Source organism: Micromonospora maris AB-18-032, assembly GCF_000204155.1.
Lineage (GTDB): Bacteria > Actinomycetota > Actinomycetes > Mycobacteriales > Micromonosporaceae > Micromonospora > Micromonospora gifhornensis.
On sequence record NC_015434.1, the window covers coordinates 5,739,196 to 5,765,740 of the forward strand.

At 71.1% G+C, this 26,545-nt stretch carries 25 protein-coding genes; 11 read left to right on the forward strand and 14 right to left on the reverse strand.

Annotation, left to right across the window (positions count from 1 at the left end):
- Window positions 1-48: 48 nt before the first annotated feature.
- From VAB18032_RS25340 to fdxA, 3 genes are all read right to left on the reverse strand, one after another.
- A complete protein-coding gene (locus tag VAB18032_RS25340; protein WP_013735785.1) occupies window positions 49-1,065 on the reverse strand; it encodes a prephenate dehydrogenase in 1,017 nt (338 codons plus the stop codon).
- Between the two features lie 258 nt (window positions 1,066-1,323).
- Entirely contained in the window at window positions 1,324-2,433 is a 1,110-nt protein-coding gene (dapC, locus tag VAB18032_RS25345; protein ID WP_043725730.1) for a succinyldiaminopimelate transaminase, read from the reverse strand.
- Entirely contained in the window at window positions 2,430-2,756 is a 327-nt protein-coding gene (fdxA, locus tag VAB18032_RS32620) for a ferredoxin (RefSeq protein ID WP_007464872.1), read from the reverse strand. The genes dapC and fdxA overlap by 4 nt, the downstream gene beginning before the upstream one ends.
- Window positions 2,757-2,835: 79 nt before the next feature.
- Between fdxA and VAB18032_RS25355 the strand changes: the two genes are divergently transcribed.
- The gene (locus tag VAB18032_RS25355; RefSeq protein ID WP_043721885.1) at window positions 2,836-3,795 is read left to right on the forward strand and encodes a GNAT family N-acetyltransferase; all 960 of its coding nucleotides are present in this window, start codon (window positions 2,836-2,838) and stop codon (window positions 3,793-3,795) included.
- A gap of 29 nt (window positions 3,796-3,824) precedes the next feature.
- Here VAB18032_RS25355 and VAB18032_RS25360 read toward each other — a convergent pair whose 3' ends face one another.
- From VAB18032_RS25360 to mshB, 3 genes are all read right to left on the reverse strand, one after another.
- On the reverse strand, window positions 3,825-4,289 hold the full coding sequence (locus VAB18032_RS25360) for a hypothetical protein (protein ID WP_013735788.1): 465 nt from the start codon (window positions 4,287-4,289) through the stop codon (window positions 3,825-3,827).
- Between the two features lie 78 nt (window positions 4,290-4,367).
- The gene (locus VAB18032_RS25365) at window positions 4,368-4,805 is read right to left on the reverse strand and encodes a hypothetical protein (protein WP_043725732.1); all 438 of its coding nucleotides are present in this window, start codon (window positions 4,803-4,805) and stop codon (window positions 4,368-4,370) included.
- 14 nt (window positions 4,806-4,819) lie between these two features.
- Window positions 4,820-5,746: an N-acetyl-1-D-myo-inositol-2-amino-2-deoxy-alpha-D-glucopyranoside deacetylase gene (gene mshB, locus VAB18032_RS25370; RefSeq protein ID WP_013735790.1), complete on the reverse strand. Its 927-nt coding sequence runs from the start codon at window positions 5,744-5,746 to the stop codon at window positions 4,820-4,822.
- 86 nt (window positions 5,747-5,832) lie between these two features.
- Between mshB and VAB18032_RS25375 the strand changes: the two genes are divergently transcribed.
- The gene (locus VAB18032_RS25375; RefSeq protein ID WP_013735791.1) at window positions 5,833-7,977 is read left to right on the forward strand and encodes a S9 family peptidase; all 2,145 of its coding nucleotides are present in this window, start codon (window positions 5,833-5,835) and stop codon (window positions 7,975-7,977) included.
- A gap of 1 nt (window position 7,978) precedes the next feature.
- Here VAB18032_RS25375 and VAB18032_RS25380 read toward each other — a convergent pair whose 3' ends face one another.
- From VAB18032_RS25380 to VAB18032_RS25400, 5 genes are read right to left on the reverse strand one after another with little or no spacing between them, the layout of a single operon-like run.
- On the reverse strand, window positions 7,979-9,721 hold the full coding sequence (locus VAB18032_RS25380) for an ABC transporter substrate-binding protein (protein ID WP_013735792.1): 1,743 nt from the start codon (window positions 9,719-9,721) through the stop codon (window positions 7,979-7,981).
- A 15-nt stretch (window positions 9,722-9,736) separates the two neighbouring features.
- A complete protein-coding gene (locus VAB18032_RS25385) occupies window positions 9,737-10,723 on the reverse strand; it encodes an ABC transporter permease (protein WP_013735793.1) in 987 nt (328 codons plus the stop codon).
- A 5-nt stretch (window positions 10,724-10,728) separates the two neighbouring features.
- On the reverse strand, window positions 10,729-11,721 hold the full coding sequence (locus VAB18032_RS25390) for an ABC transporter permease (RefSeq protein WP_013735794.1): 993 nt from the start codon (window positions 11,719-11,721) through the stop codon (window positions 10,729-10,731).
- The gene (locus VAB18032_RS25395; protein ID WP_050814794.1) at window positions 11,718-12,686 is read right to left on the reverse strand and encodes an ABC transporter ATP-binding protein; all 969 of its coding nucleotides are present in this window, start codon (window positions 12,684-12,686) and stop codon (window positions 11,718-11,720) included. Before VAB18032_RS25395 ends, VAB18032_RS25390 begins: the two co-directional genes overlap by 4 nt.
- A gap of 4 nt (window positions 12,687-12,690) precedes the next feature.
- The gene (locus VAB18032_RS25400; RefSeq protein WP_013735796.1) at window positions 12,691-13,719 is read right to left on the reverse strand and encodes an ABC transporter ATP-binding protein; all 1,029 of its coding nucleotides are present in this window, start codon (window positions 13,717-13,719) and stop codon (window positions 12,691-12,693) included.
- A 176-nt stretch (window positions 13,720-13,895) separates the two neighbouring features.
- Between VAB18032_RS25400 and VAB18032_RS25405 the strand changes: the two genes are divergently transcribed.
- From VAB18032_RS25405 to VAB18032_RS25425, 5 genes are all read left to right on the forward strand, one after another.
- Entirely contained in the window at window positions 13,896-15,332 is a 1,437-nt protein-coding gene (locus tag VAB18032_RS25405; protein ID WP_013735797.1) for a TldD/PmbA family protein, read from the forward strand.
- Between the two features lie 74 nt (window positions 15,333-15,406).
- On the forward strand, window positions 15,407-16,840 hold the full coding sequence (locus tag VAB18032_RS25410; protein WP_013735798.1) for a TldD/PmbA family protein: 1,434 nt from the start codon (window positions 15,407-15,409) through the stop codon (window positions 16,838-16,840).
- Between the two features lie 267 nt (window positions 16,841-17,107).
- On the forward strand, window positions 17,108-17,914 hold the full coding sequence (locus tag VAB18032_RS25415; RefSeq protein WP_043721891.1) for a hypothetical protein: 807 nt from the start codon (window positions 17,108-17,110) through the stop codon (window positions 17,912-17,914).
- Between the two features lie 13 nt (window positions 17,915-17,927).
- Window positions 17,928-19,874, forward strand: coding sequence for a fumarate reductase/succinate dehydrogenase flavoprotein subunit (locus tag VAB18032_RS25420; RefSeq protein WP_013735800.1), 1,947 nt, complete (start codon window positions 17,928-17,930; stop codon window positions 19,872-19,874).
- 2 nt (window positions 19,875-19,876) lie between these two features.
- Window positions 19,877-20,944, forward strand: coding sequence for a succinate dehydrogenase/fumarate reductase iron-sulfur subunit (locus VAB18032_RS25425; protein WP_013735801.1), 1,068 nt, complete (start codon window positions 19,877-19,879; stop codon window positions 20,942-20,944).
- Window positions 20,945-21,275: 331 nt separating this feature from the next.
- Here the strand turns inward: VAB18032_RS25425 and VAB18032_RS25430 are convergent, their stop codons facing one another.
- Entirely contained in the window at window positions 21,276-21,665 is a 390-nt protein-coding gene (locus VAB18032_RS25430) for a (deoxy)nucleoside triphosphate pyrophosphohydrolase (protein WP_013735802.1), read from the reverse strand.
- A gap of 237 nt (window positions 21,666-21,902) precedes the next feature.
- Between VAB18032_RS25430 and VAB18032_RS25435 the strand changes: the two genes are divergently transcribed.
- The 3 genes from VAB18032_RS25435 to VAB18032_RS25445 all read left to right on the forward strand — a co-directional run bounded on the left by VAB18032_RS25435 (window position 21,903) and on the right by VAB18032_RS25445 (window position 23,903).
- The gene (locus VAB18032_RS25435) at window positions 21,903-22,226 is read left to right on the forward strand and encodes a 4a-hydroxytetrahydrobiopterin dehydratase (protein WP_013735803.1); all 324 of its coding nucleotides are present in this window, start codon (window positions 21,903-21,905) and stop codon (window positions 22,224-22,226) included.
- 67 nt (window positions 22,227-22,293) lie between these two features.
- Window positions 22,294-22,656 carry a PH domain-containing protein gene (locus VAB18032_RS25440; protein ID WP_013735804.1) on the forward strand — a complete coding sequence of 121 codons (363 nt, stop codon included), beginning with the start codon at window positions 22,294-22,296 and terminating at the stop codon, window positions 22,654-22,656.
- Window positions 22,657-23,168: 512 nt separating this feature from the next.
- On the forward strand, window positions 23,169-23,903 hold the full coding sequence (locus VAB18032_RS25445) for a class I SAM-dependent methyltransferase (protein WP_013735805.1): 735 nt from the start codon (window positions 23,169-23,171) through the stop codon (window positions 23,901-23,903).
- A 122-nt stretch (window positions 23,904-24,025) separates the two neighbouring features.
- On the opposite strand, the gene VAB18032_RS25450 is transcribed toward VAB18032_RS25445, so the two are convergent.
- The gene (locus VAB18032_RS25450; protein WP_013735806.1) at window positions 24,026-24,496 is read right to left on the reverse strand and encodes a hemerythrin domain-containing protein; all 471 of its coding nucleotides are present in this window, start codon (window positions 24,494-24,496) and stop codon (window positions 24,026-24,028) included.
- Window positions 24,497-24,649: 153 nt separating this feature from the next.
- Between VAB18032_RS25450 and VAB18032_RS25455 the strand changes: the two genes are divergently transcribed.
- Window positions 24,650-25,378: a SanA/YdcF family protein gene (locus VAB18032_RS25455; RefSeq protein ID WP_013735807.1), complete on the forward strand. Its 729-nt coding sequence runs from the start codon at window positions 24,650-24,652 to the stop codon at window positions 25,376-25,378.
- A 16-nt stretch (window positions 25,379-25,394) separates the two neighbouring features.
- Here the strand turns inward: VAB18032_RS25455 and ychF are convergent, their stop codons facing one another.
- The gene (gene ychF / locus VAB18032_RS25460) at window positions 25,395-26,480 is read right to left on the reverse strand and encodes a redox-regulated ATPase YchF (RefSeq protein ID WP_013735808.1); all 1,086 of its coding nucleotides are present in this window, start codon (window positions 26,478-26,480) and stop codon (window positions 25,395-25,397) included.
- Between the last annotated feature and the right edge of the window lie 65 nt (window positions 26,481-26,545).

A 26,545-nucleotide genomic window follows, 5' to 3' on the forward strand; every position in this document is an offset into this window, starting at 1 on the left:
TCACCCTAGCGGCGGGGCTCGCGCCACGCCCACCGATGCGACCGTAGGTCAGGCCGACCGCGGCAGGTGCGCCCGGTAGGAGACGACGTCGCCGCCCACCCGGCAGTCGCTCAGGTGCCCACCGGCCGCACCCAGCTCACCCAACCAGGCAACCTCGTCGGCGGGCGCACCGGCCAGCGGAAACGACAGGTCCTGCTCGGCGTGGGGTCGGTCGGTCAACGCCGCACGGGCGGCGGCGGCCTCGGCGTACCGGGCGGTGAGCAGTTCGGGCTCGTCGTCCCGCAGCGCCCTGGACAACTCGTCGAGGTACCCGGTCACCTCGGCCAACGCGGCCAGCACCTCGGCCCGGTTGCCCCGCAACATGTTCGTCGTCCGCTGCGGCGGGGTGCCGGCCACCCGGGTGCCGTCGCGGAAGCTGCCCGCGGCCAGGGTGAGCACCGCGTCGCGCAGCGCCGACCGTTCGGCCGCACCGGCCAGCGCCCCGGCGAGCAGATGCGGCACGTGGGAGGCGAACGCGACCACCCGGTCGTGCCGATCCGCCGCCATCGGCACCACCCGGGCGGCGAAGACCTCGGTGATCAGGGCGGTGAGTCGACGGAACGCGGCAAGACCGTCCCAGGCCGGGCAGAGCACCCAGGCGGCCCCGGCGAACAGGTCCGGCACCGCCGCCGACAGCCCGGCCCGGTCGGTGCCGGCCATGGGATGACCGGGCACGAACCGGTGGGTGAGGCCCTGCGCCGCGGCGAACGCCGCCAACTCCGCCTTGGTGCTGCCGACATCGGTGAGCAGGCAGTCCTCGCCGGTCAGCCCGGCGACCTCGACAAGCGTCGCCGGCAGGGTGGGCAGTGGCCCGCCGAGGAACACCACGTCCCGGTCGGCCACCGCGTCGGCCAACAGGTCGGCGGTGGGTACGCCGAGCGCCCTAGCCTGACCACGGGTCGCCTCGTCCGGGTCCCAGCCGATCACGTCCAGCCCGGCGGCGTGCAACCGGAGCAGCACCGAACCGCCGATCAGACCGGTGCCGAGCACCGCCGCGCGCAGTCGTGCGCCGGCCCTGACCACCATCGCGTACCTCGGCGTCCCGTGTCGGGCGCGGACCCGTCCGGCCCCGCGCACAGTCCCGGCCGAGGATATCGCCCGAACCAGCCGGTGTCGGTCCCGCCGCGGTGGGCCGGCTGCCGCCGCTCTACGGCAGCGTCCTGAGCGCCGCAGCCGGGACAACCTGCTGCGGGTCTTCGAGCGCATCAACGGCGTCTGACCGCGCCGGTCTCCCCGTCGATCCGGCAGGTCAGCAGGACCGACGGGGAGGAACGTGCGGGTCGGTCAGAGCTCGGCGAGGCGGGCGGCGACGGCGGCGATCCGCTCGTCGGACTCGGTGAGCGCGGCCCGGACGTACTGGCGGGCACCGGGACCGTAGAAGACACCGGCGGCGACCAGGATGCCTCGTCGGGCCAGCCAGTCGACGGTGTCCCAGCAGTCCTCGTCGCGGGTCAGCCAGAGGTAGAGCCCCGCCTCGGAATGCTCGACCCGGAACCCGGCGTTCGTGAAGGCCGACCAGAGCGTCTCGCGCCGCGCGCGGTAACGCTCCCGCTGCTCGGTGGCGTGTTCTTCGTCACCCAGGGCGGCCACCATCGCCGCCTGCACGGGCGCCGGCACGATCATCCCCGCGTGTTTGCGGATCTTGAGCAGCTCCGCCACCAGGGCCGGATCACCCGCCACGAATCCCGCTCGGTAGCCGGCGAGGTTGGACCGCTTGGACAGCGAGTGCACCGCCAGGACCGAGTCGTACGAGTCACCGCAGACCTCGGGCGCAAGCACCGACACCGGTTGCGCCGTCCAGCCCAACGGCAGGTAGCACTCGTCGCTGGCGACCACCGCGCCACGTTCCCGCGCCCAGTCCACCACCTTGCGCAGATGGGTGGCGGGCAGCACCCGCCCGGTCGGGTTACCCGGCGAGTTCACCCAGACGAGGCGTACCCGGGAGGTCGGCCCGACGGCGGTCAACGAATCGGCGCGTACGGTGGTGGCCCCCACCAGCCGAACCCCGTCCTCGTAGGTCGGGTAGGCGATCGAGGGCACCACCACCACGTCGCCCGGCCCCAGCCCGAGCAGGGTGGGCAGCCAGGCGACCAACTCCTTCGAGCCGATCGTCGGCAGCACCCCGAGCCCGTCGGGCCGGGCACCGCAGGAGCGGGTCACCCAGGCGGTGATCGCCTCCCGTAGCGCGACGGTGCCGGCCGTCAACGGATAACCCGGAGCGTCGGCCGCGTCGGCCAGCGCCCGCTGGATCACCCCGGGGACCGGGTCGACAGGCGTACCCATGGACAGGTTGATCAAGCCGCCCGGGTGCGCCGCGGCCTTCACGGCCGCGGCGTCCAGGGTGTCCCAGGTGAAATCGGGTAGCCGTGCCGAAACCGGCGCGGGCCGGTTCAGTGCCCCTCGCCGCGCGGCGGCTGCGCGGCGACGAAGGTCGCGTCCTTCTCCACCTTGCCGATCTTCGAGGCGCCCCCGGGCGAGCCCAGGTCCTCGAAGAACTCGTAGTTGGCGCCGGTGTAGTCCTTCCACTGCTCCGGAACGTCGTCCTCGTAGAAGATCGCCTCTACCGGGCAGACAGGCTCACAGGCACCACAGTCGACGCACTCGTCGGGGTGGATGTAGAGCATCCGATTGCCCTCGTAAATGCAGTCGACCGGGCATTCCTCGATGCATGCCTTGTCGAGCACATCCACGCACGGCTCGGCGATGATGTAGGTCACCGGTCTTCTCCTCCGCAAGACACGCCGCGATCACCCGCGACGCTAAGAGCCTAGTATCTCGTCGGGGAGGAGGTCGATCGTGCTCGGAGAGCAGGATTTAGGACACCGGATCGTGGTCCGCCGCGTGGTGGGCATCCGCGCCGGTCGTCCGGTCTTCTCCGACGCTCTCGGCGAATTGGTCGAAGTGACCGATTCCTACCTCACTCTGACCACCCGTACCGGGCAGCTGCGCGTCCCGATCACGGAGGTCCATCGCGCGAAGCGGGTACCGCCGACACGACGCCCGGCCGCCGACGCCGTGATCGAGGTGGAACTCGCCGCCGACGAGGCCTGGCCCGCACCCACCCGCGCCCGGCTCGGTGGCTGGCTGCTGCGCGCCGCCGACGGCTGGACCGGGCGCGCCAACTCCGCCCTGCCGGTCGGCGATCCGGACCGACCGCTGCCGGCCGCGCTGGACGCGGTCGAGCGCTGGTACACCGACCAGGGCCAGCCGCCGCTGGTCACCACTCCCCTGCCGCTGGCCGCACCGGTCGGCGCCGAACTCGACAGGCGCGGCTGGGACAGCCGCCCGCCGGTGCTGGTGCAGACCGTCGGGCTGACCGTCCTCACCACACCACCCGACGCGGATGCGGGCGCGGCCGTCATCGAGCTTGTCGGGGCGCCCTCGGACGAGTGGCTCGCGGTGGCGGCCAGCCGCAAGGGCGGGCTACCCGCGGCCGCCCGGCACGTGCTCACCGCCGTGGACCAGGTCCGCTTCGCCCACGCGTACGTCGACGGGGCGCTGGTGGCCGTCGGCCGGGGCACGGTGACCGGGCAGGGCCGCTGGCTGGGGCTGTCGTTGATCGAGGTGCTGCCCGCCGCCCGTGGTCAGGGTCACGCCACCGCCCTGACCCGGGCGCTGGGCCGGTGGGCCGAGGCGGCGGGCGCGACCGACGCCTTCCTCCAGGTGGAGCAGCACAACACGGCCGCGGTGGCGCTCTACCGCAAGCTCGGCTTCGTCACCCACCACACCTACCGCACCCGCTTCGCCCCAGGCTGACCAGCGTCAGCGCCAGCACCCGGCGGGCGTCAGCGGCGCACGATGCGCCGGGGCTTGACGCCGCCGGCCTCGGCGTACCGCTGCAGCCGCCGCGAACGGTAGTCCCGGCCCAGCGTGGTGAGCAGCAGGTGACCCAGGATCGCGCCGATGCTCGTCGCCACCAGGTAGAGCAGGATCTGCCAGAAGAACGTGGCGCTGCCACCGCCGAACGGGTTCTGGCCGACCAGCAGCGGCCCCACCAGCATGGTCAACGCGAGCGCCATGCCGATCGCCGCGGCGACCTCGACGCCCCACTGCGCCGGTGGCCGCGACTGCCCCCAGGCGACCGCGATCCCCGCCAGGATCAACCCGATCACCACGAACATCCCGAGCGTCACTCGGTCGGCGGCCGCCTCGTCACCGTCGAAGCCGAACCGGATGATCAACCGGGCGACCACGTTGACTGCGAACAGCGCAATCGTCAATGCACCGACTGCGCGCCACCGCTGACCCATCGCACGCCTCCCGCCGTACCCGTCCACCCTCGTGGCGGACTCCTGGCAGGAATATCTACCACTCGCGCCCTGTCGGCGTCACCGACCGGATGCCGTAGGTCCCGCGACGATCGCTCGGAACGCCATCACCGCGAAGGCCATCACGCCGGCCACCACCAGGATCAACCCGACCCAGTTGCCGATCAGCAGCACGTCACCCTCGTTGGTCCGGTCGGCGGCGGCCACCATGATCACCACCCAGGGCACCGCCGGCAGGGCCACCGCCCAGCGCCGCCCGACCGCCTCGATGGCGAACCAGCTCAGCGCGACGTTCACCACCACCGCCACGAGCGCCGCCAGGCCGACCAGGTGACCCCCGATCCGCAGCGGCGCGAGCAGCAACTCCAGGACCGCCGTGACCGCACCGGCGACGACGACCACGACCCCGCCGGCCACCCGCAGCCCGACGTCGAGGAACCGCGACACCCGCGCGGACCGAGGCGGCTGCGGCAGTTGTTCCTGCGGGGCGACGGACATCGCGGCGGGCGAGGTCACCGTTGACCGGCCGAGACGACCGCTGTCGGCTGGGAGACCCCGCCGACGTCCAGCCCGGCGAACAGGTCGGACTCCCAACCGTACGGGCCGCTGCCCGGCCCCTTCGTCCCGACCGCGAGGGTGAAGTACTCCACCCCCATGAACTCGGCACCGAAGTTGCCGGCGATGGTGTAGAGCCAGGAGGTGGCCGGGATCTGGGTGGCGTGGGCCCGCATCGCCGCCTCCTTCGCCGCATGCTGCTCGGTGGCGTCGATCCGCGCCGCGATCTGCTCGTCCGGCGTGCAGAACGGCAGCTCGGTCGCGTCGGTGATGCCGGCGAACGGGTTGTCCGACGACTCCTCGAAGTGCGTCATGCCCGCCTCCAGGACGCTCTGCGGCATCGCCGTCCAGTAGACCTTCGCCGGGGCGAGGCCCTCCTGCGCGGCCAGCTCGATCGCCCGCATCGTCACCCGGTTGGCCTGGATGTGGTCCGGGTGGCCGTAGAACCCATTCTCGTCGTACGTGATGACGACCTGCGGGCGGATCTCGCGGATGACCTCCAGCAGTTGGCCGGCGGCCTCGTCGAGGTCGGCCTGCCAGAACGCGCGGGGATGCTGGTTGGTGGACAGGCCCATCATGCCGGAGTCCCGGTAGCGGCCCGCGCCGCCGAGGAAGCGGTGGTCGGTGACGCCGAGTGCGGCGCACGCGGCGGCCAGCTCGGCGATCCGGTACCCGCCGAGCTGATCCGCCTCGGCGGCGGCGAGCCCGGCCAGCGCCGGGACGTGGATCTCACCCTCCTCACCCAGGGTGCAGGTGATCAGGGTGACGTGAGCACCCTCGGCCGCGTAGTGGGCCATCGTCGAACCGGTGCCGATGGACTCGTCGTCGGGGTGCGCGTGGACCAGCAGCAGGCGGCGGTCAGGCAGCGTCGTCACGACGGTCACTCTAACCGGCGGTTTGTCCGCGCCGGCCCTGACGCGTCCGCTCAGGTCGGTCACATCGCACTGCCCACGGGCCTACCATCTGGCCTGTGGACTTTCCCGAGCTGGCCGCCCGCACCCGCCGGTTCAGCCATGGGGCGCCGCGCGCCGTCACCGTGGCCGACGACGGCGCCCGGGTGATCTTCCTACGTTCCAACGGCCCCGAGGACCCGGCCGACGCGCTCTGGCAACTGGACGTCGCCACCGGCGAGGAGTGGCTGGTCGCCTGCCCGGTGACCCTGCTCGGCGCGGAGGCCGACCTCGCCGCGCTGAGCCCCGGGGAGCGGGCCCGCCGTGAGCGGCTCCGGCTGACCGCCGCCGGCATCGGCTCGTACGCTCTCGACACCGCCGGACGGGTGGCGGTGTTCGCGCTGGCCGGCCGCTTGTTCCGGGCCGACCTGGTGCACGGCGACGTGATCGAGGTGCCCGCCGTCGGGCCGGTCCTCGACCCCCGGCCGGACCCGACCGGGCAGCGGCTGGCGTACGTGACCGACGAGGCCGAGGGCGTACGCCGGGGTCAGTTGCGTGTGGTGGACGCCGACGGCACCGACAGCATCCTCGCCGGCGAGGACTCCGGGGTGGTCTGGGGACTTGCCGAACACATCGCGGCCGAGGAGTTCCGGCGGCACCGGGGCTACTGGTGGGCGCCGGACGGTCGTTCGGTGCTGGCCGCCCGGGTCGACGAGTCCCGCCTGCCGCACTGGCACCTGCACGATCCGGCGCAGCCGACAAGCCCGCCGACAAGCGTCGCGTACCCGGTGGCGGGTGGCCCGAACGCCGAGGTCAGCCTGCACCTGCTCGACCTCGACGGCGGTTGGGTCGACGTGCACTGGGACCGGGAGACCTACCCCTACCTGACGGCGGTGCACTGGGCCGAAGGCCCGCCGCTGATCACCGTGCTGCGCCGCGCGCAGCAGCACGGGCTGGTGCTCGCCATCGACCCGCGTACCGGTGAGACGCAGGTGCACGCAGAGTTGGCCGACCCGCGCTGGGTGGAACCGATCGCGGGCACCCCGGCGCACCTGCCCGACGGGCGGGTGCTGGTCGGCGGCGAACTCGCCCACGACGGGTACGACGCCCGCTGCCTCTTCGCCGACGGCACCCTGCTCACCCCGCCGTCGCTGTACGTCCGCCGGGTGGTCGGCCGGCTGGCCGCGATCAGCGGTCCGGCTGACCTGCTGGTGGAGGCGAGCGACGGGGAGCCGAGCGAGCAGCACCTGTTCCGGGTGCGCACCAGCATCGGCGGCGGGGTGGACGCCCGCCGGCTGACCAGCGACTCGGGCTGGCACACCGCCGCGGTCGGCGGTGACGTGCTGGTCATCGGCACCGCCTCGCTTGATCACGCCGGGATCCGGTGGACGGTCCAGCAGGGCGACCGGGAGGTGGCCACCCTACGGTCGCTGGCCGCCACCCCGAGCTACTCCCCGCTGCCCCTGCTGGAACGGGTGACCGACCGGCGGCTGCCCTCGGCGGTGCTCTACCCGGACAACCACGTCAGCGGTCGACGTCTGCCGGTGCTGCTGGACATCTACGGCGGGCCGGGCCATCAGGAGGTGGTGGCCGCGCGGGCGGCGTGGCTGGAGCGGCAGTGGTGGGCCGATGCCGGCTTCGCGGTGGTGGTGGTCGACAACCGGGGTACGCCGGGCGTCGCACCCTCGTACGAGAAGGCCATCCACCGGCGGGTGGCGGACGTGATCCTGACCGATCAGGTGGAGGCGTTGCACGCGTTGGCCGCCAAGCATCCGGATCTGGACCTGGACCGGGTGGCGGTGCGCGGCTGGTCGTTCGGCGGCTGGCTGGCCGGTCTGGCGGTGCTGCGCCATCCGGAGCTGTTCAAGTGCGGGATCGCCGGTGCACCGGTCACCGACTGGGCCCTCTACGACACCGCGTACACCGAGCGTTACCTGGGCATGCCCGACGACGGCCTGGACGTCTACGCCCACCACTCGCTGGTCGAGCTGGCCGCCGAGCCGGTCACCGACCCGGCCGACGCCCGGCCGCTGCTGCTGGTGCACGGCATGGTCGACGACAACGTGGTGGCCGCGCACACGCTGCGCCTGTCGGCGGCGTTGCTGGCCGCCGGGCGACCGCACTCGGTGCTGCCGCTGCCCGGCGCGACGCACATGGCCGCCGGTGGCATCTCCGAACGCCTGCTCCGCCTGGAACTCGACTTCCTCCGCACCCACCTGGAGTAGCTCAGGGCTTGACGTGGGCGTCGAGCAGGCAGGGGTAGCCGAAGACGCTGGAGACGAAGACGCCGCCCACCTTCGAGCCGTGTACGAGGTATGCCACGTCGACGTAGAGCGGCACCACCGGCGCGTGCTCCCGCATGATCCGCTCGTCGAGGCCGGCCCACTGTGGGGCCTGCTCGGCCGGCGGCAGGGCGAGGATCCGGTCGAACTCGGCGCTGATCGCCGGATCGTCGAAGTACGACTCGTTGCTGTTGCCCGCGGCCCTGATCCCGCGTCCGTCGTAGAGCACGGGCAGGATCGCCGCGCCGCTCGGCCAGTCGGCCGCCCAGGAGCTGAGGTACAGGTCCCAGGGGTTGTCCCGCTTCTTGATCTCGTCGAGTTTGGCATCGTCCGGGATCGCCCGCACCGTGATCTTGAAGCCGGCCCGCTCCAGGTTCCCCTTGAGCTGTGTCGCCAGCTGCTGCTCGACCGAACTGTCGGCCGCGCCGAGAACCAGCTCCGGAGTCTGCCCGCCGAGCAGCTCCCGGGCCCGGTCCGGATCGCCGTTGCGGCCCGCCGGATAGGCGTCGTACGCCCGGTGGCCGATCGTGGCCGGCGGCATGAGCGTGGTGTTCGGCGCGGCGACGTGCGGCCCGCCGAGCACCTTGACCAGGCCCTCCCGGTCGATGGCGTAGTTGAGCGCCTGGCGTACCCGCAGGTCGGTGACCCGCTTGTTGTTGATGACCAGATGGTTGGCGGTGGGGGTCGGGGACAGGATCGTCCGGGACCGCAGCGCGGCGTCGCCCGCGACCCGGGAGACAAGCGAGGCGGGGACGTAGTCCCACGACAGGGCGGCCTGGTCGGCGCCGTTGTCGGCGATCACCCGGTTGGCCGCCGTGTCAGTGGTCGGGCCGAAGCTCCAGACGAACCGGTCCGGGTACTGGTGGCGAACCGGGTCGGTGGCCGGGTCCCAGTGCTCGTTGCGCTCCAACACGATCTCGACGCCGGCCCGGAAGCGGGTCACCTTGTACGGCCCGGACGAGAACGGCGCGTGACCGAGGTTGATTCCGGTGTCCCGGTCCGCGGGCAGCGGCGCGGTGCTCGGCAACGACGCCGCGAACGGCAGGTCACAGCGCGGCCGGGCGAACTCGAAGCGCAGCGTACGGTCGTCGGGCGTGGTCAGTCCCGGTGGCAGTGCGCCACGGTTGGCACCGAAGTCCCACGCGGTGTCGTACTGCGGGGTGTCGGCGAGCCATTCCTGCAGGTAGGTGGGGCCGCCGGTGAGGTCCGGGTCGAACGAGCGGGCGATGCCGTACGCGATCTCCTTGGCGGTGACCGGGCGACCGTCCTCGAACCGTACCCCGTCCTTGATCTTGAACTCCCAGACCGTGCAGTCGTCCTCGACGTTGCTGCCGGGCGTCTCGGCGAGGTCGCCGACCAGCACCAGGTTGCCCTGGCCGTCGTCCTTCCAGGTGGTCAGGGAGCGGGCGAACAGCGGTGCGGCCATCAGGCCGGCGAACGAGTACGTCCGCTGCGGGTCGAGGTGGGAGACGGGTGTCTCCCGGATGATGGTGAAGGTGCCGCCGGCCCGGGCGCCCGGCACCTCGGGGGCCGGGCCCCACGAGTCCTTCGGGTCGGTGGCGATCACCCCGGTCTGCTGGCGGCCGGTGTCCACGGTGCTGCTCCCACCGGTGTTCGCAGCGCAGGCGCCGAGCACCGCCACCAGTGTGGTCGCGGTGCACAGCGCAGTCGTCAGGCGTGCTCTCACGTTGTCTCCACCCGTTCAGCCGAGCCGTACGCGCGGGTCGATGGCCGCGTACAGCAGATCCACAAGCAGGTTCGCCAGCACCACGAAGACCGCCGCGACAAGCACCGTTGCCATGATCATCGGCAGGTCGCCGGCGCGTACCGCGTCCACCGCCGCCCGGCCCAGCCCCGGCAGACCGAAGGTCGTCTCGGTGATCACCGTGCCGCCGAGCGCCGCGCCGACGTCCACTCCGGCGACGGTGACCACCGGCGTGATGGCCGCGCGCAGCGCGTGTTTCCCGTACACCCGGGTGTTGCTCAGGCCCTTGGCCCGCGCGGTACGCACGAAGTCCTCGCTCAGCGTCTCCAGCAGTTGCGCCCGGAACAGCCGGGCGTAGATCGCGGAGTACAGGAAGGCCAGCGAGCACCAGGCGAGCACCAGTCCGCCGGCCCAGCGCAGCGGGTCGGTCGTCAGCGGCGTGTACGCCGGCACCGGCAACCAGTGCAGCGTGTAGACGAAGACCAGCAGCAGCACCGCGCCGACGACGTACAGCGGCACCGAGGCCCCGGTCAGCGTGAAGCCGATCGCCGCCCGGTCCCACCAGGTGCCGGGACGCAGCGCGGAGAGCATGCCCAGGCCGACGCCGAGCAGCAGCCATCCGATCGCCGCCGGGACGACGATGCTCAACGTCACCGGCAGCACCCGGGCCAGGGTGTCGGTGACCGCCTCGTTGTTCACGTACGACCAGCCCAGGCAGGGTGCGTCACAGCGGCCACCCTGCGCGCCGCCCAGATCCCGCCCGACGACGATGCCCTTCAGGTAGTTCGCGTACTGGTCGACCAGCGGATCACGCAGACCCAACTCCTGGCGGACCCGTTCCAGCCGCTGCGGATCGCAGTTCTTCGGGCACATGCCGCTGACCGGGTCGCGGGGCAGCGCGAAGAACATTCCGAAGGTCAGCACGCTCACCGTGAGCAGGGTGAGTACGGCGCTGAGCGCCCGTTTCAGCAGAAACCGCAGCACGTCGACTACCTCGCCGACCTGGGGTCGAGCGCGTCGCGCAGCGCGTCGCCGAACAGGTTGAACGCGAACACCAGGGCGACGAGCGTGCCGCCGGGGAAGAGGACGAACGCCGGGTCGGTCTGGAGGTAGTCGAGGCTCTGGTAGATCATCCGACCGAAGCTGGGCGTCTGTTCGGTCAGCCCGACACCGATGAACGACAGGGCCGCCTCGCCGGTGACGAACTGCGGCACCGCGAACGAGAAGGACACCAGGATCGGCGCCCAGGTGTTCGGCAGCAACTGCCGCACCAGCAGGTGACCCAGCCCTGCCCCGCTGGCCCGGGCCGCCGCCACGAACTCCCGCTCGCGCAGCGCGACGACCTGCCCGCGTACCAGCCGGGCGGTGCTGGTCCAACCGAACACGGCGAAGATCGCGATCAGCACGCCGACCCCGAAGACCGGCGGCACCTCGTCGCGCTGCCCGTAGAAACGCGCCGTCAGGGTCGGGGTCAGGGCCAGCGCGACGATCAGGAAGGGCATGGCCAGGGTCAGGTCGGTGAGCCAGCTGACCACCGCGTCGAGCCAGCCGCCGAGGTACCCGGCCAGCCCGCCGAGCACCGCCCCGATCACGGTGCTGAGCACCGCCGCGGTGCAGGCGACGAAGAACGACGTACGCAGGCCGTACACCAGGCGGATGAAGATGTCCCGCCCGAGCCTCGGTTCCAGCCCGAAGAAGTGCTCACCGGAGACACCACCGGCGTGACCGAGGGGCATGCCGAACCCGTCCAGCCGGCTCTGGAACTGGTCGTGCGGGCCGATGCCGTACGCCGCCTCGATCAGTGGCGCGGCCAGCGCCACCAGCACGAACAGCCCCAACACCGCCCCGCTGACCAGGGCGGTGCGGTCGCGGCGCAGCCGCATCCAGGCGAGTCGGCCCGGCGAGCGGCCCACCGTCCGCCCCGTCGGAATCCGATCGCCGGCCCCGGTCCGCACCGCCCCGTCCACCGGCGAAAGGCTCACGCCGACGCTCCGGCGGGGAAGTGGCAGGCGGTCGCCCGGTTGCCGCCGTCGCGCCGGATCAGCGCCGGCTCCTGCACCGCACACCGCTCGCGGGCGCTCGGGCAGCGGGTCCGGAACCGGCAGCCCGACGGCGGATCCACCGGGCTGGGCACGTCACCGGCCAGCCTGATCCGTCCCGCCCGGTCGCGCCGCGCCACGTCCGGCACCGCCGACAACAACGCCCGGGTGTACGGATGCTGCGGACGCCGGCAGATGTCGTCCCGGTCGCCGATCTCGACGATCCGGCCGAGGTACATCACCGCGATGCGCTGGCAGAAGTGCCGGACCACGGCCAGGTCGTGGGAGATGAGGACGAACGCCAGGCCGAGTTCGCGTTGCAGCCGGCGCAGCAGGTTGACCACCTGGGCCTGGATCGACACGTCCAGGGCGGAGACCGGCTCGTCGGCCACCACCAGCCGTGGCCCGGTCGCCAGGGCGCGGGCGATGCCGACGCGCTGGCGTTGACCGCCGGAGAACTCGTGCGGGTAGCGGTTGTCGTGTTCCGGGTCCAGGCCGACAAGTTCCATCAGCTCCCGCACCCGGGCTCGTACGCCGCCCGGTGGAGTGATCCGGTTGACCCGTAACGGCATCGCGATGATCTGGCCGGCGGTGTGCCGAGGGTTCAGCGAGGCGTACGGATCCTGGAAGATGATCTGCATCTGCGGCCGGAGCGGACGCAACGCCCGCCGCCCGGCACGGCTGATGTCCTGTCCGGCGAACTCGATGCGCCCGCCGGTCGGCTCCAGCAGCCGCACCAGCAGCCGGGCGGTGGTGCTCTTGCCGCAGCCGGACTCCCCGACCAGGCCGAGTGTCTCGCCCGCCCGCACCTCGAAGTCCAGCCCGTCCACCGCCCGCAGCAGGCCTCCGCGTACCGGAAAGTGCCTGGTCAGTCCGCGGACCCGCAGCAGCGCCTCGCCGGCTGTCATCGCGTCACCCCGGCACCCCGGCACCGTCCTGGGCGTACCGCCGGGCGCGCTGCTCGTCGCCGAGGTGGCAGGCCACCCGGTGGCCGGGCACCCCGGCGCTACGCAACTCGGGTCGCTCGACCCGGCAACGGCCGTTCGTCTCCGCGGCGTAACGGCAGCGTGGGTGGAAGGCGCAGCCGGCCGGCACGTCCGTCGGGCTCGGCGGGCTGCCCGCGATCGCCGCCAGGTCCGTCGCCGGGTCGCCGTGCCACGACGGCACGCTGGAGAGCAACCCCCAGGTGTACGGATGCTGCGGCCGGCGCAGCACCTGCTCGGCGCTGCCCTGCTCGACGGCCCGGCCGGCGTACATCACCAGCACGTCGTCGGCGAGCTGGGCGACCACCCCGAAATCGTGGGTGACCAGCAGGATCGCGGTGTCGAACTCGACCTGAAGGTCGGCCAGCAGGTCCAGAATCCGAGCCTGCACGGTGACGTCCAGCGCCGTCGTCGGCTCGTCGGCGATCAACAGGGCCGGATCGTTGACAAGCGCCATGGCGATCATCGCCCGCTGCCGCATGCCACCGGAGAACTCGTGCGGATACTGGTCGTAGCACCGCTGCGGCTGCGCGATCCCCACCCGGCCGAGCAACTCCACCACGTGTCGCCGGGTCTGCGCCCGACCGGCCCGCCGGTGATGCACCCGGTACGCCTCGGCGATCTGCCGACCGACCGGATAGTACGGATGCATCGCCGACAGCGGGTCCTGGAAGATCATCGCCATGTCCCGGCCGCGCAGCCGGCGCACCTCGGCCTCCGGTCGGCCGACCAGTTGACGCCCGCCGAGGGTGATCCGCCCGGTGACGGTGGCCTGCCGGGCGTCGAGCAGACCGAGGACGGCCAGCGCGGTGACGCTCTTGCCCGAGCCGGACTCGCCGACCACCGCGAGGGTGCGCCCGCGCTGCACCGCGAACGAGAGACCGTCGACGGCGCGCACCACCCCGTCGCTGCCGGTGAAGCTGACCCGCAGGTCGTCGACGCGCAGGTAAGGGACCACAATCGCCTCCCTCCGCGCCCCCGGGGAAGGGAAACTACAGCAGAAACGTGAGAGCTGAAACCAATCTACGTACCCCTTGCTGCTCGAACAGGATCGCACGCACCGGATCGCCTTCGCTGCCCCGCTCGTCCCACCACTGTGCTGACGTTCGTCAGCGACTCGCCTAGGGTCGGATCATGAGCGAGTTCGACGCGGCATCCGCCGCGGTACAGGCCGCCCTCGACGCGGGTGCCCGGTATGCCGACGCCCGGGTGATGCACCGACGCTACGAGTCGATGTCGGCGCGCAACGGCGAGATCGAGGCGTTGACCCAGGACGAGAGCGTCGGCCTGGGCGTACGCGCCCTGGTCGGTGCGAGCTGGGGCTTCCACGCCGTACCGGAACTGTCCGATCGGGCCGCCCGCGACGCCGGCCACCGGGCCGCGCGGACCGCCGCCGCGAGTGGCCTGGTGCCGGGCCCGAGAGTCGACCTCGTCGCCGGCACACCGGCCACCGCGAGCTGGTCGTCACCCTGCACGGTGGACCCACTCGGCGTCTCCCTGGCCACCAAGGGTGACCTGCTGGTGGCCGCCACCACCACAATGGCCGACCACGGCGCCGACCTCGCCGAAGGGCTCTACCAGGTCTGGGACACCACAAAATGGTTCGTCTCCAGCGAGGGCCACCGCATCGACCAGCACATCCGCGAATGCGGCGGCGGCATCTCGGCCACCTCGATCGGCGACGACGAGACACAACGCCGGTCCTGGCCGAGCTACCGGGGCCAGTACGGCACCACCGGCTGGGAGCTTGTCGACTCGCTCGACCTGACCGCCCATGCGGCGCGCATCGCCGAGGAGTCCCGGGAGCTGCTGACCGCGCCGCTCTGCCCGGCCGGCGAGACCGACCTGATTCTCGGCGGCGAGCAGTTGGCGTTGCAGATCCACGAGTCGGTCGGGCACGCCATCGAACTGGACCGCATCCTCGGCTGGGAGGCCGCCTTCGCCGGCACCTCGTGGCTGGATCTCACCCAGCTCGGCTCGCTGCAGTACGGCTCGGAGCTGATGAACATCACCATCGACCCGACCATCCCGGGCGCGCTGGGCAGCTTCGGCTACGACGACGAGGGCTCACCGGCGGTCAGACGTGACGCGGTGCGCGCCGGGCGGTGGGTGGGCGTGCTGGCCGGGCGGGACTCAGCCGCCGTCGCGGGCCTGGACTACGGCGGCAGCGTACGCGCCGACGGCTGGGCGCGGCTGCCGATGGTGCGGATGACGAACGTCGGCCTGGAACCGGGCCCGCACACGCTGGACGAGATCATCGCCGCCACGGACGAGGGGGTGCTGATGGACATCAACCGGTCCTGGTCCATCGACGACAAGCGGCTGAACTTCCAGTTCGGTTGCGAGATCGGGTGGGAGATCCGCAACGGCCGGCGCGGGCGGATGCTGCGCAACCCGACGTACACCGGCATCGGGCCACGGTTCTGGCGCTCGATGGACATGCTCTCCTCCGAGATCGTCCCGTGGGGCACGCCCAACTGCGGCAAGGGCCAACCCGGCCAGATCGGGCACACCGGCCACCCGGCCGCCCCGGCCCGCTTCCGCAACGTCCGAGTGGGAGTCAAAGCGTGAGCGCGAGGAGTGAGCCGTTCCTGCGAGCCCCGCAGTCGCGAACGAAGGGTGGCACCGTGAGCGCGAGGAGTGAAATGGCGCTTGCCGGGCAGGTGGTGGAGTTGGTGAGGAGGCTGGGCGGCGCGAGTGCGCAGGTGGAGGCGACGGTGAGCCGGGCGGAGCTGGCCCTGACCCGGTTCGCCAACTCCGCGATCCACCAGAACGTCGCCGAGTCCGCCGTGGAGGTCCGGCTGCGCATCCACCTGGACGGTCGTACCGTCGCCGCCAGCAGCACCACTGTCGACCCCGACGGCCTGCGTGGGCTGGTGGAACGGGTGCTCGCGGCGGTGCGGTTCGCGCCTCGGGATCCGGCCTGGCCGGGGCTCGCCCCGCCGGCGCCGGTGGCCTCGTCGCGGTGGGACGCGGCCACCGCTCAGGCCGGGCCGCACGACCGGGCGGCGCTGGTCCGGGCCTTCGTCGACGCGACGGAGGGCCTGGAGACCGCCGGCTACTGCCGGACCGCGTTCCGCTCGGTGGCGTTCGCGAACTCGGCGGGCCAGGCGGTGCAGGGTCACACGGCGGAGGCGGCGATGGACGGAATCGCCCGGGCCGGCGGCGTCGACGGCACGGCCCGCGACTGTGCGGAGCGGCTGGCCGACCTCGACGCCGCCGCGTTGGGGCGTCGGGCCGCCGCGAAGGCCCGGGCCGCCACCGACCCGGTGGAGTTGCCGCCGGGGCGTTACCCGGTGGTGCTGGAACCGGCCGCCGTGGCCGACCTGCTGGAAAATCTCGCCTGGTACGGCTTCAACGGCAAGCGGTACGCCGAAGGGCAGTCCTTCGCCGAGCCCGGGGTGGCCCAGTTCGATCCGGCGGTGACCCTGGTCGACGATCCGTTCGACGCCGCCGGGCTGCCGTTCGACCTGGAGGGCACGCCGACGGGCGCGCTGCCCCTGGTGGACGCGGGGCTCACCCGCACCGTGGTGCACGATCGGCGCAGCGCCGCCGCGGTGGGCGGCGGGTCCACCGGGCATGCCTGGGAGGGCGCCAGCACCGTCGGCCCGATCCCGCGCAACCTGCGCCTCGTCGCGGCCGGGGCGACGACCACATCGGGTCCGGCCGGCACTGCTCCGGTGACCTCCGGCGCGGCAACCGGCACTGCGGCAGGTGGTGGGGCGGTGGGGTCGTTGGCCGGGGCGGTGGCCGATGCGGACACCGCCGCCCTGGTTTCCCGGATGCCACGCGGCCTGCTGGTCAGCGACCTGTGGTACACCCGGGTGCTCGACCCGAAGAGTCTGGTGATCACCGGCCTGACCCGAAACGGGGTGTGGTTGGTCGAGGATGGCCAGGTCACCCGCGCGGTCCGCGACCTGCGGTTCACCGAGTCGTACCCGCGGGCGCTCGGGCCGGGTGCGGTGGTGGAGGTGGGTCGGCGTACGGCCCGCCAGCCGAACCGCTGGGACGGTGCCCGGTGGGAAGCGCCGTCGCTGGCGCTGGCCTCCTGGAACTTCACCGGCGGGGCGTCCGGTTGACCAGCCGTCGACCGCTGGTCGATCTTTTTCGGACGCTCGCATATTGATCATGGCAGGAGGCTTTCCAAAGAGCGGGACACACGGGACACTGCCTTGCGCGGACGGCCCGCCTAGATCGGCGTAACGTGTGTCACTTAGCTGCTCCGGTACGCCCGGCGCGGTCGTTGGTGTGCGCATGACGTGACATGCGGTGCCGGCATGCCGGCCCCGCGTGCCGACCGGGAAGTGTTCCGCCGCCCGTGAGAGGGCCCCGTCAGGGAGACACGAATGACATCATCGGCAACGAAACCGCGGGGAGCGCGCGCACGCGCCGCCATCGCGGCGAAGACGTTGCGTACGGACCGTTGGTGGATCGCCCCGCTGATCACGGTCATCGGGCTCAGCGCGTGGATTGCGTATGCGACGGTCCGGGTCTTCATGCACAAGTGGTACTGGGTCGAGCAATACCACTACCTGACCCCGTTCTACTCGCCGTGCGTGACCGACCGGTGCATTCCGGAGGCCTCCCACTTCGGGCAGTACCTGCCCGGCTGGTGGATCATCCCGGATGCCGCGTTCACCCTGCCGTTCCTGCTGCTGTTCCGGCTGACCTGCTACTACTACCGCAAGGCGTACTACCGGTCGTTCTGGCTCTCGCCGCCGGCCTGCGCGGTGCCGGACGGTCACGCCTCGTACAGCGGTGAGACCCGGTTCCCGCTGATCGTGCAGAACTCGCACCGGTACTTCTTCTACTTCGCCGCGATCATCTCGCTGATCAACACCTGGGACGCCATCGCCGCCTTCCGCAGCCCCGAGGGCTTCGGCTTCGGCCTGGGCAACCTGATCCTGCTCGGCAACGTGGTCATGCTGTGGGCGTACACGATCTCCTGCCACTCCTGCCGGCACATCATCGGTGGCCGGCTGAAGCACTTCTCCAAGCATCCGGTCCGGTACCGCGCCTGGGGCTACGTCTCCTGGCTGAACGTCCGGCACATGCAGCTCGCCTGGATCACCCTCGGCACGTTGGCGCTCACCGACTTCTACGTCATGTCGGTCGCCGCCGGGTGGATCTCCGACCTGCGGTTCATCAACTAAGGGCCCCGCTGACATGACTAGCACTACCACTCGCATCGAACGACACCACTACGACGTCGTCGTCATCGGCGCCGGCGGCGCCGGCCTGCGCGCGGCGATCGAGGCGCGGCTGGCCGGCAAGAAGACCGCCATCATCTCCAAGTCGCTGTTCGGCAAGGCGCACACGGTGATGGCCGAGGGTGGCGCCGCCGCGGCCATGGGGAACGTGAACAGCCGGGACAACTGGCAGGTGCACTTCCGCGACACCATGCGCGGCGGCAAGTTCCTCAACAACTTCCGGATGGCCGAGCTGCACGCCAAGGAGGCGCCGCAGCGGATCTGGGAGCTGGAGACGTACGGCGCGCTGTTCGACCGTACGAAGGACGGCAAGATCTCGCAGCGCAACTTCGGCGGCCACGAGTACCCACGACTGGCCCACGTCGGCGACCGGACCGGCCTGGAGCTGATCCGTACCCTCCAGCAGAAGATCGTCTCGCTGCAGCAGGAGGACAAGCAGGAGTTCGGGTCGTACGACGCCCGGATCCGGGTCTTCTCCGAGACCACCATCACCGAGCTGCTGCTCGACGGTGACCGGGTCGCCGGTGCCTTCGGCTACTACCGCGAGTCCGGCGAGTTCGTCCTCTTCGAGGCGCCGGCCGTGGTGCTCGCGACCGGTGGCGTCGGCCGCTCCTACAAGGTCACCTCGAACTCGTGGGAGTACACCGGAGACGGTCACGCGTTGGCGCTGCGCGCCGGGGCGACTCTGATCAACATGGAGTTCCTCCAGTTCCACCCCACCGGCATGGTCTGGCCGCCGTCGGTCAAGGGCATCCTGGTCACCGAGTCGGTCCGTGGTGACGGCGGGATCCTGAAGAACTCCGAGGGCAAGCGGTTCATGTTCGACTACGTCCCCGACGTCTTCCGCAAGCAGTACGCGGAGACCGAGGAGGAGGCGGACCGCTGGTACACCGACCCGGACAACAACCGACGCCCGCCGGAGCTGCTGCCCCGCGACGAGGTCGCCCGCGCGATCAACAGCGAGGTCAAGGCAGGCCGGGGTACGCCGGCCGGCGGTGTCTACCTGGACATCGCGTCCCGGTTGCCGGCCGAGGAGATCCGTCGCCGCCTGCCGTCGATGCACCACCAGTTCAAGGGACTGGCCGACGTCGACATCACCAAGGAGCCGATGGAGGTCGGCCCCACCTGCCACTACGTGATGGGTGGCGTCGAGGTCGACCCGGACACCGGTGCCGCGTACGGCTCGGTGCGTGGTCTGTTCGCCGCCGGTGAGGTTTCCGGCGGCATGCACGGCTCCAACCGCCTCGGCGGCAACTCCCTGTCCGACCTGCTGGTCTTCGGCAAGCGGGCCGGCGGCCACGCGGCCAACTACGTCGACCAGCTCACCGGTCGCCCCCGGGTGGAGGTGACCGCCGTGGAGACGGCGGTGGAGACCGCCCTGGCTCCGTTGCAGCGCGACACCGGCGAGAACCCGTACACCCTCCAGCAGGATCTCCAGGCGGTGATGGGCGACCTGGTCGGCATCATCCGGCGGGAGGCCGAACTGGAGGACGCGCTGGTCCGCCTGGCGGAGCTGCGCGAGCGGGTGGCGAAGGTCAGCGCGGCCGGCGGCCGGCGCTACAACCCGGGCTGGCACCTCGCGCTGGACCTGCGCAACATGCTTGTCGTCTCCGAGTGCACCGCCAAGGCGGCGCTGGAGCGCCGTGAGTCGCGTGGCGGTCACACCCGCGAGGACCACCCCACCATGGATCCGCAGTGGCGGCGGGTCAACCTGGTCTGCTCGCTGGAGGGCGACACCGTCCGGCTGGACCGCAAGCCGCTGCCGAAGATGCGCGCCGAGTTGATCGCCCTGTTCGACCGCGCGGAGCTGGCCAAGTACCTCACCGACGAAGAACTCGCCGAGTTCGATGCCCTCGCCGCCGCCGAGGCCGAGGATACCGACGCCGCCGGGAAGGAGAGCTGAAGATGGGTACGAAGCGTCAGTTCCGGATCTGGCGAGGCGACGCCGACGGTGGTGAGCTGCAGGACTACGCCGTCGAGGTGAACGAGGGCGAGGTGGTCCTCGACGTGATCCACCGGCTGCAGGCCACCGACGCGCCGGACCTCGCCTGCCGGTGGAACTGCAAGGCGGGCAAGTGTGGCTCCTGCTCCATGGAGATCAACGGGATGCCCAAGCTCGGCTGCATGACCCGGATGTCGACGTTCGAGGAGAACGAGACGGTCACGGTCACCCCGCTGCGCACCTTCCCGGTGATCCGGGACCTGGTCACCGACGTGTCGTTCAACTACGAGAAGGCCCGGGAGACCCCCGCCTTCGCTCCCCCGGCCGACCTGGCCCCCGGTGACTACCGGATGCAGCAGGTCGACGTGGAGCGCTCGCAGGAGTTCCGCAAGTGCATCGAGTGCTTCCTGTGCCAGACCGTCTGCCACGTGATCCGTGACCACGACGACAACAAGCCGGCGTTCTCCGGGCCGCGATACTTCATCCGGGCCGCCGAACTGGACATGCACCCCCTGGACGACCGGACCGACCGCAAGGAGTACGCGCAGTCGGAACAGGGCCTGGGCTTCTGCAACATCACCAAGTGCTGTACCGAGGTCTGTCCCGAGCACATCAAGATCACTGACAATGGGATCATCCCGATGAAGGAGCGGGTCGTCGACCGCAGGTACGATCCCCTTGTGTGGCTCGGCAGCAAGATCTTCCGGAGGGGTCAAGTGCCTCAGACCATCGTGACCAGCGAACACTCCCCGGGCGCGGTGCGCTCCAGCGCCGGCGGCCAGGGGGTGCACTCGCACGCGGGCGGCTCGCACGACCCCGCCGCCGAAGTGCAGGCGCAGCAGGGCGTCAACTGGCACCGTGAGGTGCCCAGGCCGACCGCTCCCGCAGTCGGTGCCAACGGAAAGCTCCCCCTGACGGAGCTCACCTCCGACCGCGCCGCCGCCCCGAGCCCCTTCGGCGACGACGTCACCTTCCCGCTCCCGCCCGAGCACCTCAACTTCGCCCACCCCGAACAGGACGAAAAGCACTAGTTCGGACAACCCGCAACACCCCAAAGGGGACCGAGGCACCCGCCCCGGTCCCCTTTCCCGTCCCCAAGCCCACACCACGCGCCCCTCGCACGGAGCCCCGCCCCGCCCCCGCGCCCGCGCCCCCGCGCCCCCGCGCCCCCGCGCCCGCGCCCCCGCGCCCCCGCGCCCCCGCGCCCCCGCGCCCCCGCGCCCCCGCGCCCGCGATCTTGCACTTTTGGTCGCCACATAGGGGACATAAAGCGCGATTCGGCGACCGAAAGTGCAAGATCGACGCACCGAGGGGTAGGGGCGCGCGGGGGCGGGGCGCGCGAGGGCGCGGGGTGTGGGCGGGTTAGGGGTTAGAGGTGAGGAGGGGGCGGAGGGCGGCGACTATGGGGGTGTCGGCGGGGAGCCAGGTCACGGTGTCGAGTTCGGTGGCGGAGAGCCAGCGGATTTCGGAGTGTTCCAGGGCGCGTGGGCGGTCGCCGTGGAGCAGGCGGGCGGCGTACACCTTGAGGACACTGCGGCCGTGCGCCATCCGTACGTTGCGGCCGACCCGCTCGCCGACCTCGACGCGTACGCCCAGTTCCTCGACGCACTCGCGGGCCAGGGCCGCCGTCTCGCTCTCCCCCGGTTCCACCTTGCCGCCGGGGAACTCCCACATGCCCGCCACCTCCGGTGGCGCGGAGCGCGCACAGGCCAACACCCGGCCATCCTCGATGATCGCCGCTCCGACGATCACCTTTGGGTCTCGTTGGGCGGCCTGTCCGGTGCCGTTAGCCCGTTCGGTCCACACGGGCGTCCAGCGTGCCAGATCAATCGGCGGTTTGGGTAGCGTGGTCGTCCGTCAGGCCAGGAATACCCAGAAGTGTGGGCGTGGACACACCATCCGTGCGACGTAAGACTAGAGGGCACCGACAAGACACGGGGCGGCGACGATTTGGCCACAAGCCGGCAACGAAGCCTGGGAGGTGCGGTAATGCGTGCGCTGTTCGGCGGTCGCGCGAAGCACGACTACCTCAGCGACGCGCTCACCCTCCTGAACGGGTGGACGCGGGAAGGCGAACAGATCCGGCGCACCTTGGTCATCGACGACACTCAGCATGCCGCATTGACCGAGCGAGTCAAGGTGGTCGCCGACGCGCTTCATCTCCGGCCGGAGATCAGCCGGCGCGCCGACCACACGCAGATCCGGGTCGGGCACAGCAACAGTCCGCTCAGCGAGGGCGAGGTCCTGTTGGCGGCCCGCATCGAGGATGCGTACCGGGCGGTCGCCGAGCCTGATGGGGGTCGACCGACCTGACCGGCCCGCGGGCGGCCAGGAGCCGGGGGTACGGGCTGACTGGCGTCGGCCGCCTACCGTGAGGCGCATGGCGAACCCCACGTACGACCGTAAAGAGCAGTTCCAGCAGATACAGAGCGGCCTGCTCGACGGTGAACAGATCATCGCTGTCTACGACGCCGTCGGCACCGGCACCGGGTTCATCGGGCTGACCGACCGGCGCGTGATCATCCAGGACCGCTCGTTCATCGGCAAGCGGTACGCGATCACCAGCATCCCGTACTCGAAGATCACCAGCGTGAGCGTGGTCAGCAACAAGTCCTGGGGTGGTTCGTTCTTCTCCACCGGCGCGATCGCCATCCACGTCGGCACGCACACCTACGAGGTGGAGTTCCGGGGCGACCAGAAGAGCCACCACGTGCACAACGTGATCCTGCACTACATCAGCTGAGCGGGCCCGCCCCCACTCGTCCCGCCGCGGGCATGTCCAGGCCCGGTATCTCCCCGGCCCGCAGCACCGGGGCGAACCGCCGCAGGGCGCCAGATTGCCGAGCTTCCACGCTCGATCCAGGATCGAGTGGCCTGAACGCGGGAGCGAGACCACTCTTTTCCAGATCGAGCGTGATCATGATCCCCGCGGCCCTGCCCGCCTGACCGGGCAGCGGGGCGAGTTCGCCCTGTCGCCGTGGGAGGCAACGAGCCGGCCCGGCGGCCAGCGTCAGGGGTTGCCGACGGTGTCCAGACCAGCGGCCTCGCCGTGGTCACTATGAAAAGACGTTGCCGCATCGTAGGGATGGCGCTTGGCTGGGGTGGTCGCCGAGCGAAGAGGAGCACGACATGAGGCACGCGACGCACGTGCAGCGAGCAATCACCGTCGACTCCATCGAAACGAGGCTTTGTGCGTACGCGGGAAAAAGTGATCAAGGCGCGGTGCGGCGCTGGTAGTACCGACGGAGGCCGCTGATGTCGGTCTTCGATGATCCAGGACATTTCGGTCGGCTCTGGGCCGACACCTACGATCTGCCGAGTGGGCTGCCCGACCCGGCGCTGGCGGTGGAGTTCCTCGCCGAGAAGTCCGGCGGCGGCCGGGTGTTGGAATTGGCCATCGGCACGGGGCGGGTCGCCCTGCCGCTGGCCGCGCGCGGCGTCACCGTCGAGGGGGTGGAAGCGTCGCCGGAGATGGTCGCGAAGCTGCGCGCCAAGCCCGGCGGCGCGGACCTGCCGGTGGCCATCGGCGACATGGCGGACGTACCGGTGAATGGTCCGTACGCCATGGCGTACCTGATTTTCAACACCCTGTTCAACCTGGTACGCGAGCAACGGCAGGCGGACTGCTTCCGTAATGTCGCCCGGGTGCTGGCACCCGGTGGCGCGTTCGTCGTCGAGACGTACGTGCCCAACGCGGCGGATTTCGACCGGGACGAACAGGTGCAGCCCTACTCGATCACCGAGGATTCGGTGCGCATCCGGCTGCACCGCTACGACCGGGCGGCGCAGACGTTCCTCCGGCAGACCGTCACCTTCAACAATGCCGGGGTGCACCTGCACCCGTTCGCCATGCGGTACATGTGGCCTGAGCAGATCGACGAGATGGCGGGGCGGGCCGGATTCCACCTCGCCGAGCGGTACGCCGACTGGGACCGTACGCCGTTCGGCCCGGACAGCACCTCGCACATCTCCGTCTACCGGCTCGGCTGACCGAGGTGGGGCGACGGGCCTTCGCGCGTTTCGCGCGGCCCGTCGCCCTGCAGGCCCGTCGGCCTCGACGATCCGGATAACCGCGACGCGACACCCGGGCACTGCAGTGTCGCGTCGGGCGGTCACAGCGGCCCCAGTACGGTCTCCGGGTCGGCGGTCAGGGCCAGGGTGTCCAGCACGGTGAGCAGCTGGCGTTCCTCGTACCGGAAGTGGGACTCCATGATGGCCGCCAGCCCTTCGAGGTGGCGGTCCAGCTCGGCGGGCGGGGCGGCCCGCGCCACGGCGGTCTGGAGCCCGGTCAGCAGGTGCGCGATCATCGAGTGGTCCTGCCGCAGGTAGTACAGCGTGTCCCGCAACTCGGGGTGCTGCTCGGCGATCGCGGGGAACAGGTCGCGGTCCTCGCCCTCGTGGTGGGCGGCGAGGGCAGCGCAGAACCCGTGACAGAACAGCAGCAGATCGCGGGTCGCCGACTCGGCCGGTACGCCATCGGCCACGGCATCACGGGTCAGGGTCAGTGCCTCACGCAGCCGGTCGTGCACCCGGCGCAGCTCGTTGCTCCAGGCCACCAGCCTGGTCTTCTCGCCCTCACCCACAGGTGAGAGACGAAGGCCCGACGATAAGCATCATCGACATCCTTCAGTCCGGCGCCTCCATGCCTGACACGGTCTGCCACCGACACGCGACGCTGCGACCAAAATACCAGCGGTCACGTCGGCGTACCGCCCCGCATGACACCGGCTGGGATAATGATCGACATGGCGATCCGTACCGTTGTGCTGGCCTGGCTGCGTCGGATCCGGGAGAACGGCCGCGGTCGCTGGCTGCGCCGGGCGGTGCTCGCGGGTGCGGTCGGTGCGTTGCTGCTGGTCGTCGCGAGCTGGGCCAGTGTGAGCTGGATCCGGTCCGGCGCCGAAGGGCGGATGCACACCGCGCAGACCGTCCCCGACACCCCGGTCGCCCTGGTGCTGGGCACCCGGGTCCAGCCGGACGGCACCCCGGCGCCGTTCCTCACCGCCCGCCTGGAGATCGCCCGCGAGTTGTACGCCACCGGCAAGGTCCAGGCGATCCTGGTCTCCGGCGACAACATGAACGCCGACTACAACGAGCCCGAGGCGATGCAGCGGTGGCTGGTCGAGCACGGCGTACCGGCCGACAAGGTGGTCCTGGACTACGCCGGCTTCGACACGTACGACTCCTGCGCCCGTGCCAAGCGGATCTTCGGGGTGGAGCGGGCCACGGTGGTGACGCAGCAGTTCCACCTGGCCCGCGCCGTCACGGTCTGCCGCCACCTCGGCGTGGACGCCATCGGTGTCGGCGACGAAACCGCCCGGGAGTACGCCCGCACCTGGCGAATCAGTTCCACCCGTGAGTACGGCGCCAGCGTCAAGGCCGCGCTGGACGTGCTCTCCGGCCGTGACCCGGTGCACCTGGGCAGCCGCGAGACCGGCGTGGACGACGCGCTGCGCGCCGGCTGAGCGGCGGCGACCCCGGTCAGACGTTGAAGCGGAATTCCACGACGTCGCCGTCCTGCATGACGTACTCCTTGCCTTCGATGCGGACCTTGCCCGCCGCCTTGGCCGCCGCCATCGAACCGGCCTCGACCAGGTCGTGGTAGGAGACGACCTCGGCCTTGATGAAGCCGCGCTGGAAGTCGGAGTGGATGACTCCCGCAGCCTCCGGCGCGGTCGCGCCGATCGGGACGGTCCAGGCGCGCGCTTCCTTCGGCCCGGCGGTGAGGTACGTCTGGAGGCCGAGCGTGCGGAAGCCGACCCGGACCAGCTGGTTCAGGCCCGGCTCGGACTGGCCGATCGACTCCAGCAGCTCGCGGGCCTCCTCCTCGGGCAGGTCCACCAGCTCGGATTCGATCTTGGCGTCCATGAAGACCGCATCGGCCGGGGCGACCAGCGCCCGCAGTTCGTCGAGGAACTCGGCGTTGTTGAGCTCGGCCTCGTCGACGTTGAAGACGTACAGGAACGGCTTGGTGGTGAGCAGGTGCAGCTCACGCAGGTGTTCCAGCTCGATGCCGGCCGCCGTCGCGCCCGCGTACAGGGTGGTGCCGCCGTCGAGGACCTCGACGGCCTGCTTGGCTGCGGCGACCGCGGCGGCCCGGTCCTTGCGGAGCTTGGCTTCCTTCTCCAGCCGGGGCAGCGCCTTCTCCAAGGTCTGGAGGTCGGCCAGGATCAGCTCGGTGTTGATCGTCTCGATGTCGTCGGCCGGGGAGACCTTGCCGTCGACGTGCACCACGTTCGGGTCGGAGAAGGCGCGTACCACCTGGCAGATGGCCGAGGCGTCGCGGATGTTCGCCAGGAAGGCGTTACCGCGCCCCTGCCCCTTCGAGGCACCGCGGACCAGCCCGGCGATGTCGACGAACGACACCGGCGCGGGGATCACCTTCTGCGAGCCGAAGATCTCGGCGAGCTTGTGCAGCCGCTCGTCCGGCAGCCCGACCACACCCACGTTGGGCTCGATCGTGGCGAACGGGTAGTTCGCCGCGAGCACATCGTTCTTGGTCAGCGCGTTGAACAGCGTGCTCTTGCCGACGTTGGGCAGGCCGACGATGCCGATGGTGAGACTCACGACGAGCCAGCTTACGCCGCCGCCCGACGCTCCCGGGCAGCGGTGGGTCACCTGCCGCTGCCGGA

Excerpts from the sequence above, each read along its gene's own strand:
- VAB18032_RS25340 (WP_013735785.1), bottom strand. The coding sequence starts at position 1,065 with ATGGTGGTCAGGGCCGGCGCACGACTGCGCGCGGCGGTGCTCGGCACC.
- VAB18032_RS25360 (WP_013735788.1), bottom strand. The coding sequence starts at position 4,289 with ATGGGTCAGCGGTGGCGCGCAGTCGGTGCATTGACGATTGCGCTGTTC.
- VAB18032_RS25365 (WP_043725732.1), bottom strand. The coding sequence starts at position 4,805 with ATGTCCGTCGCCCCGCAGGAACAACTGCCGCAGCCGCCTCGGTCCGCG.
- VAB18032_RS25395 (WP_050814794.1), bottom strand. The coding sequence starts at position 12,686 with ATGACAGCCGGCGAGGCGCTGCTGCGGGTCCGCGGACTGACCAGGCAC.
- VAB18032_RS25405 (WP_013735797.1), top strand. The coding sequence starts at position 13,896 with ATGAGCGAGTTCGACGCGGCATCCGCCGCGGTACAGGCCGCCCTCGAC.
- VAB18032_RS25410 (WP_013735798.1), top strand. The coding sequence starts at position 15,407 with ATGGCGCTTGCCGGGCAGGTGGTGGAGTTGGTGAGGAGGCTGGGCGGC.
- VAB18032_RS25415 (WP_043721891.1), top strand. The coding sequence starts at position 17,108 with ATGACATCATCGGCAACGAAACCGCGGGGAGCGCGCGCACGCGCCGCC.
- VAB18032_RS25420 (WP_013735800.1), top strand. The coding sequence starts at position 17,928 with ATGACTAGCACTACCACTCGCATCGAACGACACCACTACGACGTCGTC.
- VAB18032_RS25425 (WP_013735801.1), top strand. The coding sequence starts at position 19,877 with ATGGGTACGAAGCGTCAGTTCCGGATCTGGCGAGGCGACGCCGACGGT.
- VAB18032_RS25435 (WP_013735803.1), top strand. The coding sequence starts at position 21,903 with ATGCGTGCGCTGTTCGGCGGTCGCGCGAAGCACGACTACCTCAGCGAC.
- VAB18032_RS25440 (WP_013735804.1), top strand. The coding sequence starts at position 22,294 with ATGGCGAACCCCACGTACGACCGTAAAGAGCAGTTCCAGCAGATACAG.
- VAB18032_RS25445 (WP_013735805.1), top strand. The coding sequence starts at position 23,169 with ATGTCGGTCTTCGATGATCCAGGACATTTCGGTCGGCTCTGGGCCGAC.
- VAB18032_RS25455 (WP_013735807.1), top strand. The coding sequence starts at position 24,650 with ATGATCGACATGGCGATCCGTACCGTTGTGCTGGCCTGGCTGCGTCGG.